Below are 5,707 nucleotides of genomic sequence, written 5' to 3' on the forward strand. Positions count from 1 at the left end.
CCCCTCGACTGTTTTATCACTGGCAAGTAACCGAGCAACAGGTTGGATAACGGGAGCCGTATGACGCGAGAGTGTCACGTACGGTTCTGCGAGCGGCTACGGGGGCAGTTCCTGTGGCCGACTCACCTCTTCGGGATGAAGGCGCACATCGGTGCCGATGTCGAGTCCGGCCTGGTGCATCACGTCCATGGCACCGCTGCCAATGTGGCCGATGTCACGCAGGTGGCTGAACTGCTGCATGGCGAAGAAAACGCCGTGTATGCAGATGCCGGTTACACCGGTGTCGAAAGGCGCGAAGAGCATGAAAATCGGGGGGTGATCTGGCAGATTGCAGCGCGTCGCAGCACCTATTCCAAGCTGAACCAGCGCAGCGTACTGTACAAAGCCAAGCGCAAGATCGAGTTCTGCAAGGCTCAGACACGGGCCAAGGTCGAGCATCCGTTTCGCGTGATCAAGCGGCAGTTTGGTTACGTGAAAGTACGTTTTCGTGGGCTGATGAAAAACACGGCTCAGTTGACCACGCTGTTCGCCCTGGCAAACCTGTGGAGGGTTCGAAAACAGCTCATGGGTATGGGTGAGGTTCGCGTTTAACACGGAGAGCTGTAGGTGCCTGGAAAATTGCAACTTGCCGCGGCTGCACGACAAGTTGATCGGAGCATCCCTAGGCTCCACCGCTTATTTCACGCCTTATGTTGCTAGTGATGGAACTGTACGCTTAACAATGGACGTTAACTACGTGCACTTGGCGGATATGGGGACCGACAAAGCTGGTGGCCTTGTTGTTGACTATCCTCGGACTGATGGTTACAGGCTTTCTATAACTGATGTGATTCCTAGTGGTGGTAAAGCGCGAATATAAAGACAGCGATAATGGTGATGAATATATATACACCGTTTCAGTTAATAAACAATGAGTCCGTGCACTACCCGCACACATGCTAAGTAAGCTCCATCGTCTGGCTGCTGACCTCCCTGCTACAGGAAGCTCACTGACGAGGATGGGAGGCCGCCGTGTGGGTGGCGCTGAGCCAGGGATTGGCTGGAGCTCCAAGTCATCGCATACTGTTCGCATATCCAGTGTGGGAGGCAGCATGTTGTGGGATGACGAACCTTTGCCGGAGGTTCCTGCCGATATTCTAGCCCGGGTTGGTCAAGGCACCGACTCGGGTGATATCGGCGACTGCGAGCGTTCTGCACTGCAGCGGGTAATCGCTATCAACCAGCGGCTTTACCGCCGAGCCTGGGAGCTTGAGCGAAAGGTAGAGGAGCTGGAGGCACATGGGCAGGCCATGAGGGAGCAAATTGTGGGGCTGGTACAGCTTACGCGACGGCTGGGGTATGAGCCTTCGACCAAGCAGCCGCGTTAAGTAGCCTATCCCTGTTGTGAGCGTGGTCGCTCAACGCGCCATGCCTAGCGCACGCAAAAAAATACCCTGGCCAGAGGCTAGGGTATGGTGGAGCGTTTTCCTCAAAGTGCTCAGCTCAGCATGTCACTCTGGATGATGTAGATCTCAGGAAGATCATCCGCGTTTGGGGCGTCGTTCTGCAACACTTCACAGTCTCGAAGCTCCCTTTTGAAGGTCTCCTGAGCTATGGCCTCATCATCTGCCAGTACCAGATAGGCAGTGTCGTCGTCATCACCACAAACTCGACCTGTTATGAGCCAGGCATTCCGACCAGTTCCGATGAAGTGTTTTCGCTCAACCGCAACATGGGTTGTGCTGGTCAGATTTGGCGCTGGTGCTTGCTCAGTTGTCATGATGGATTCCTCATGGGTATGCATGGTCCTGAGTAATGCGTCACAGCAGTTGCTACGCCTTGCAGCCTGATCAAGTCATCATCAGCACTCGTACCGGCGGCGGTTTTAGGTATTGGCGCTAGCCGGCTATGGTCCGAATCTGGCCCGGCCCACTGGCTATCACCGAAATTGAGCTTGAGGTGGTTTCGAGGGCCGTGGCTGAAGTTCCGCTCGATCTGGTGTTTCCTTAATAGGCACAAGTGCCTAGAATGCGGCTAATAGGCACATGTGCCTATTCTCAACCGTTTGGAGGTAAGATGGACGACGAAGGGCGGGAAGCCAACCGGCAAGCGTTTCTGGCGCTGCTGAAAAAGTATGACGTTAAACAACGCGAGAGCGCGATGCTCATCAACGCCGTCACCAAGCGGCCCTGCTCCGATCGCGCTGTTCGATCCTGGCTCAACGATCCGACCAAGAAATCTTCCCGGCCTTGCCCAACCTGGGCGGTGAATGCGCTTCGAGACGGGATCGTGTACATGCAGCAGTTGATGGAGCGTCGAAAGCAGGCTGCAAAGCTCGACACTGAAGAGGCGCAGGCCTAGATAGGCACGTGTGCCTATTTTCATGCCAGTAGGCACATGTGCCTACCTTTGCTTGGCGGCCGTATAACGCCGCACAGTAAGCTTCCCTAAGCCCGAAGATTTGGGCGACCCGGCTCAGTCTGTAGGAAGCATAACGAAAAAAGCCCCCAGCAAGCCGGGGGCGGTGGTGCATGCTCAAACCTCATAGCTGAGGCTCAGTCATACGGGGTTTTCGCCGTGGGAGGCAGGCCACGCTCTGAGCGGAATTCCTTGGCCATTTCAGCACGACGCATGTCGGAGAGAATGTCGAACTCGCGCTCGTATTCCGGATTGACGCTGCCTGTAACTGCGTAGGCAGCTTCGACCTTCTGTGCTTGTGCTTCGATTGCGTTGGTCATGGTGTTCTTCCCATAGGTTAGATAGATGAGGTGAGGGATCAGTCTGCTTCAGGCAATCGTTCATTCAGTTCCTTGAGCGTCTGGTCATACTGCTCAACCAGGTCGCCGTATTCCTTCGACTCCCAGGGTTCAAGGCCGCCGGCGGATAGGACTTGCAAGCAATAGTCTTTCTGTCCTTGGACGGACCGGATCTGGTCCGCGATCAGGTGTTGATAGTGGTTCATGGTGACTCCACGGAGCTTGGTTGGCGGTGTACCTGGTGATGGCGCACATGAACTACGAAACTGGGTAATAAAAACCCCGGGCGAGCCCGGGGTGTGGTGGTGCGTTTGCCTAAGTGAGCCTGAGAGTGTTATGCGCCATCAGCGGCTTGGTCTCGATGGCGAAGCAGGCGTACCGCATAGGTGTCGCTGATTACGTCGTCAACTTCGGCCGCGAATCGGCTGGCGCCCGATTCAACAACTTCGGGCGACCAGTCAGGAGTGAATCGCGCAGTTGTTGTGCTCAGCACGTTATTGCCCTTGCTGTAGTACTGAGCGATCAGGCGTCTGGCACCTTCATCTCCGGCTTCGAGAAAGGCGATCGCCTCCTTGATGCCAACCGCAGTTCGGTACTCTTTTTTGGCCACTGCTGATGTGCAGTTAAAGCTCAGCCCATCAACGATCAGCCAGCCCATAGCACCCAACCGATCAGCGATGAGTGTTTTCAGTGCATCGGTTTCAACACCTGTAGCCCCAGTCGCGGCCGGCTCACTTGGTAGGTGTTTTGCGTCGATCCGCTTCGCCAGGTCCTCGGTCACGATGAAATGCGTGTCGCCAAGGGTACGCACAATTCCTCGCCCCCGAATTGGTGATGCCAGGCGATCGAGGAGGGGCCTGGTGTCGCGGATTTCTACGCCCTCTCCAGTTTCTGCGATGCGTACGACGCACGCCATTTCGACGACGGTTCGTGCCAGCTCTGGGGTTAAGCAGGTCGATACTTTCACGAGTGTTGCCATGGGTTTTCTCCTGAGGAATTAAACATCGTCCTCAGGGATGAATTACATGGTGGAACAAGGTCGCTGGCACCCATTACACGCGTGCGTGAACCATCCCCATGGGCAAGTTCAACCAGATTTCCCTTCTGAGGAGTGCCCCCATGAGCAGCACCAAAACAGTCCCTGTCGCCGATTACCGTCGCGCTTTCGATCGTCTTTTTCGTAAGGTGAATGACTACCATGCCTGCTGCAGCGCCGATGAGGTAACCAATTGGAAAGAGGTTGCCCAGCGAGTGCTGGCCGAGGTGTCGAACATCTCGTGCTCACGTGCAAAGCCCGATGATCTTGAAAACATGGCCAAAGCGATTGGGAAGATTCAGGGCTACCTGGCGGCCGCGGACGCGCGTATTGAGGCTTATATCCGCGAGGCGTGATTCTTTCCAGCGGCCATCGCATGGCCTGCACCGGGTCTGGCACCTAACGCTACACCACCCCGTACTGCTCAAGCAGTCCGGGGTTTTTTACGCCTACGCTCACGCTCAATTAGGCTGCCAGAACTGATTGAGGGCCTTATTGCAGCGGCGGTTCATTGTGCTGGCGCCGAGCCCGGGGCCGCTTGCCGCTTAGAACCGCTTATCAGGTGTTGTTGGCCATCTCCCAGGACACGGTCAACCTGATACTTGAGGAGCAATCCAATGCAAACCATGCCCGAGACTATCGCTTTGCTACGCAACAGAGCGCCAATTTCTGTAGGTGCCAGCCAGTTCAACGGAAAGCCAGTTTTCAAAGCCTACTCGAAGAGCGAGGACCGCTACTATGAGCTGAGGGGAGACGCTTCAACTGGCGATCACTACGCCGCATTGGTTGCTGAGTATGGCGACGTGATCAGCAAGCCCGCCGAAGATCATGATGTCGAGCAATGCATCCGCTGCTTCGCCGATCTTGAGGTTTTCCAGGTAGGTCTTTGCGACGATTGCCAGGCCTTAGCCCTTTGAACCGAAAACGCTAGACCCACCCGGCCATAGGCCGGGTTTTTTTTGTCTTGAGAATGGTGACGGGGAGCCTCAGGTTGATAAGTGTTGTCCTATAGTTTAAAAATGGAGTCTTCCATTGTGCTTGCGTGGATGAGGGGGGGCCAAAGAGTTGACCCGCGGTCGCAGCGATGTGCGCTGGTGCAGCCGCCTAGCTGATGAAGAACAATTCACCCTCGGTCGCTATGCGATTTGCCTTTGCGACTAGTGCAGCAGCACCTGCAGATTGGGATTTGTCCAAGGCCATCATAATTGACTGACTCTGCCAGCATGCCGTCTACCCATACATTTTCGGGTGCAAGAATTTGGACAACGAAGTTCAACTGCAACAACCGCTTTTGAGCCCGAACGATTTCAAGGCCGCGTACAAGGCAGGCGGCTGGAATGGTCGTATGCTCGCCATTCGCTGGAAAAAAACCGCTTTCTCGATCAGCAGGTTGGTCAACGACCTAGACCGTAGTCCGCACTGGGATGACGCGGTCCGCGGCTTGCCCGAAGTTCAGCTGCAACAACCGCTGTTGACCCCTGATGAATTCAAGGGTGCGTACAAGGCCCGCGGCTGGAATGGCCGCAAGCTTGCAATTCGCTGGAAAAAAACCGCTGTGTGGATCAGCAAAATTGCCAGCGATCCAGATCGTGACCTGCACTGGGATGATGCGGTCCGCGGCTTGCCAGTAATTGTGATTCCGAAGAAATCCAAGGCTAAGTAGGCGGGACCTTGCCAGGGGTCCCGCAGCGTTCTGGGGTGTTTGCGTTGTTCTCCTGGGAGCTACGTGGACTGAGACGTATGTAGCGTTGTTCCACATCTCCCTAGGTCATGCAACGCAAGCCTCAGGAGATTGCAAATGGGAACACTTGCGGATTCCACGCCATCCGGCCACCCAGTCCGCTCTCATCTGGCCAGGCATTCCACGGCCATCTGGCCACCTGTTCCACGGCCATCCGGCCGGGCAGTCGGAGCGCAGCGACGCAGGGGGGGCATT

9 protein-coding genes and 1 pseudogene are annotated in these 5,707 nt (G+C 55.8%); 6 read left to right on the forward strand and 4 right to left on the reverse strand.

The genetic code is table 11. From position 1 onward, the window contains the following. Positions 1–123: 123 nt before the first annotated feature. Positions 124–591, forward strand: a pseudogene (locus WM94_RS25465) (IS5-like element ISPa41 family transposase); the annotation flags it as partial. Between the two features lie 500 nt (positions 592–1,091). Further along, positions 1,092–1,367: a hypothetical protein gene (locus WM94_RS25470; protein WP_004577596.1), complete on the forward strand. Its 276-nt coding sequence runs from the start codon at positions 1,092–1,094 to the stop codon at positions 1,365–1,367. A gap of 110 nt (positions 1,368–1,477) precedes the next feature. Here WM94_RS25470 and WM94_RS25475 read toward each other — a convergent pair whose 3' ends face one another. Next, positions 1,478–1,759: a hypothetical protein gene (locus tag WM94_RS25475; protein WP_004577595.1), complete on the reverse strand. Its 282-nt coding sequence runs from the start codon at positions 1,757–1,759 to the stop codon at positions 1,478–1,480. A 296-nt stretch (positions 1,760–2,055) separates the two neighbouring features. Between WM94_RS25475 and WM94_RS25480 the strand changes: the two genes are divergently transcribed. Continuing rightward, the gene (locus WM94_RS25480) at positions 2,056–2,340 is read left to right on the forward strand and encodes a hypothetical protein (protein ID WP_004577594.1); all 285 of its coding nucleotides are present in this window, start codon (positions 2,056–2,058) and stop codon (positions 2,338–2,340) included. Between the two features lie 194 nt (positions 2,341–2,534). Here the strand turns inward: WM94_RS25480 and WM94_RS25485 are convergent, their stop codons facing one another. The 3 genes from WM94_RS25485 to WM94_RS25495 form a co-directional block, all read right to left on the reverse strand. Continuing rightward, positions 2,535–2,717 carry a hypothetical protein gene (locus tag WM94_RS25485; RefSeq protein WP_004577593.1) on the reverse strand — a complete coding sequence of 61 codons (183 nt, stop codon included), beginning with the start codon at positions 2,715–2,717 and terminating at the stop codon, positions 2,535–2,537. A gap of 38 nt (positions 2,718–2,755) precedes the next feature. Next, the gene (locus WM94_RS25490) at positions 2,756–2,941 is read right to left on the reverse strand and encodes a hypothetical protein (protein WP_004577592.1); all 186 of its coding nucleotides are present in this window, start codon (positions 2,939–2,941) and stop codon (positions 2,756–2,758) included. Between the two features lie 128 nt (positions 2,942–3,069). Next, on the reverse strand, positions 3,070–3,714 hold the full coding sequence (locus tag WM94_RS25495; protein ID WP_004577591.1) for a hypothetical protein: 645 nt from the start codon (positions 3,712–3,714) through the stop codon (positions 3,070–3,072). A 140-nt stretch (positions 3,715–3,854) separates the two neighbouring features. Between WM94_RS25495 and WM94_RS25500 the strand changes: the two genes are divergently transcribed. The 3 genes from WM94_RS25500 (at position 3,855) to WM94_RS30955 (ending at position 5,434) form a co-directional block, all read left to right on the forward strand. Further along, positions 3,855–4,127: a hypothetical protein gene (locus WM94_RS25500; protein WP_004577590.1), complete on the forward strand. Its 273-nt coding sequence runs from the start codon at positions 3,855–3,857 to the stop codon at positions 4,125–4,127. 261 nt (positions 4,128–4,388) lie between these two features. After that, entirely contained in the window at positions 4,389–4,688 is a 300-nt protein-coding gene (locus tag WM94_RS25505) for a hypothetical protein (RefSeq protein WP_004577589.1), read from the forward strand. Between the two features lie 341 nt (positions 4,689–5,029). Further along, a complete protein-coding gene (locus WM94_RS30955; protein WP_004577588.1) occupies positions 5,030–5,434 on the forward strand; it encodes a hypothetical protein in 405 nt (134 codons plus the stop codon). Positions 5,435–5,707: the final 273 nt, after the last annotated feature.

The sequence above is a fragment of the Pseudomonas sp. ABFPK genome (assembly GCF_001586765.1).
Lineage (GTDB): Bacteria > Pseudomonadota > Gammaproteobacteria > Pseudomonadales > Pseudomonadaceae > Aquipseudomonas > Aquipseudomonas asiatica.